Source organism: Okeania sp. (assembly GCF_983059655.1).
On record NZ_CEZPJD010000849.1, the window covers coordinates 1 to 1,982 of the forward strand.

Sequence of the window (1,982 nt, forward strand, 5' to 3'; positions counted from 1 at the left end):
TCTAAGAGCAACATATAGTCAACCACATCATAATTTCTTTGTCTGTGTTTCTCTGATTGATGGTTAATTAAAACACTACGGGGGGTAAATACTATTCGCTTGCCATTTTTCCTCAACTTCAAACACAAATCAACATCTTGATAATCAGAGAAAAAGTGTTCATTAAAACCTCCAACCATTTCAAAATTTTGCCTACTCACCATCAAACAATCTCGACTTACAGCAGATACTTCTCTTGCACAAACTAAAGAACCTGCATAACCATCATGGTTAGATGGAAAACCTCGCATTACATAATCAACTTTTCCAGATTTTCCTAATACAATACCTGCGTGTTCAACAATTCCATCTGGGAAAATTAATAGTCCTCCCACTGCACCAATATCAGATTGTTCGGCGTAATATAAAAGATGTCGTTGCCAATCTTCAGTAACAACTTCCAAATCAGTATTGAGGAAAATAAAATATTCTCCTTGGGCAGTTTTGGCAGCCAGATTATAAGCACGAGAATAATTAAATTGCCCTGATAGATTTAAAACTTTCACTGCAGAATTTTCGATAATATTTTCTGTTTTTTCCCCACCCACTAAAATCACTTCATTTTTGGGATAAGTTGAAACAGACAAAAGATTTTCCGACCATTTATCAATATTTTCTGAAAGATTAGGAGCAGCAATAATTAGACTAATCAAAGGATGATTATTTCTAGGCAAAGGATTAATATTTATCCGATGTTTACCTAAACCTGGTTCTGCTTTTGCTGCTAAACCAATTCTTTGTAAATGAGATTTAACGGCAGCTTGTTGTACTACTTCAATACCTGCTTTAGCATCGGCATCTCCCGAAATACTTCCTTTAACTTGTCGCCAATGATAAAGGTGTCGAGAAATATGAGCAATTTTATTAGTTTGTTCGGAAACTCGTAACATAAACTCATAGTCTTGTACTCCATCAAATTCACTCTTAAAACCACCAGCAGTTAAAGCTAATTCTCGACGGACACATAATAAATGACCGACATACATAACACCACGAAAATATTCAGGAGACCAGTCAGGTTTAAAGAATGGAACGATATAATTTAACCCAGAAAAATCAATTTTATCTTCATCGGAATAAACTACATCGAATCCTTCTGCCAGTTTATTGAGACTATCTTCTAATGCTGTGGGAGCCAGAGTATCATCATGGTCTAATAAACAAATATATTCTCCTGTAGCCATATTTAGAGCTTTATTTGTAGCAGCACTAATTCCGCCATTATCTTCTGAAAGTAGAACTTTAATTCTCGGTTCTTTTTCAGCTAAACCTGCAAGAATATTTCTAATTTCTGGTTGTTTCGATCCATCATCAACAATACACCATTCCCAGTTAGGGATAGATTGGTTCAGAACACTTAAAACTGTTTCCACAAACCAATCTAAAGATGAATTCCAGGTTGGGGTAAGAATACTAATAGAAGGTTTAGAGTAATCTCCTCTTCCTTCTCTTAAAGATTCAGAAAAATCTCCTTTTCCTTTTTCCTCCTTCCTTCTTCCTTCTATATCAGAAAAATCTCCTTTTCCTTTTTCCTTCTTCCTTCTTCCTTCTATATCAGAAAAATCCCCTCTTCCTTCTTCCTCCTTCCTTCTTCCTTCTACTAAAATAATTTCCCAGAATTTATCAACTGTTACTCCGGATAAACCCAATAATTCTTGTTTTTGTTTGGGCGGGGGAGTAGGAGGTTTTGACTTTTGAGTAACTTCTTCTAAGGGTTTAGTCAGAAGTTTTTTTTTAGCCGTAGTTGAGGTATCTGGTTCTACAGGAAATAGACTCTTGACAGGAATATCTTCCTTTTGAGATTTGAACTTTTCTAGATCGGCTTTAATTTCTTGGATTTCTATTTGCGATTTCTCCAAATCTGCCATTATTTCCGTCAGTAAAGGAGAGACAGAAGACTTAGATTCAGGAGTAATTTTTAAAGTAGATTCTGATGGTAAATT

Annotated in this window: 1 protein-coding gene; it reads right to left on the reverse strand. The window is 35.3% G+C overall.

What is annotated here, in order from left to right; genetic code table 11:
- Positions 1–1,982 (reverse strand): glycosyltransferase family 2 protein (locus tag AC3DU7_RS29250; RefSeq protein WP_488042765.1); only part of this gene is annotated, 1,982 nt, incomplete at both ends.